The organism is Curtobacterium sp. MCBA15_013 (genome assembly GCF_001865095.1).
GTDB lineage: Bacteria > Actinomycetota > Actinomycetes > Actinomycetales > Microbacteriaceae > Curtobacterium.
In genome coordinates this window covers 1-286 of record NZ_MJGQ01000064.1, presented here as the reverse complement: position 1 = coordinate 286, position 286 = coordinate 1, and the positions used below count along the sequence as shown (strand labels likewise).

The following is a 286-nucleotide window of genomic DNA, read 5'->3' as shown; positions in this document are numbered from 1 at the left end:
GGTGTCCCCGGTGGTGTCGGTTCCGGTGACGATCGGTGGGAACGGCATCGGCCTCGTCGGTGACGGCACGAGCACGGGTTCCGCCGCCCCGGCGACCGGGACCACGACGCCCACCACGGGCGGATCCACCTCGGGTGACGGGGGACTGCTCTCGGGCAGCCAGATCACACCCGTGATCAGCCTCCCGATCACCATCGGCGGCAACGGGATCGGCATCGTCGGCGACGGCACCAGCTCGACGACGACGCCCGGTGGCGGCACCACTCCCGGTGACGGCACCGACCCC

Annotated in this window: 1 pseudogene; it reads left to right on the top strand. The window is 72.4% G+C overall.

Annotated elements, in window-relative coordinates:
- Nucleotides 1-286: pseudogene (locus tag BIV01_RS16975) on the top strand (cell wall anchor protein); the annotation flags it as partial.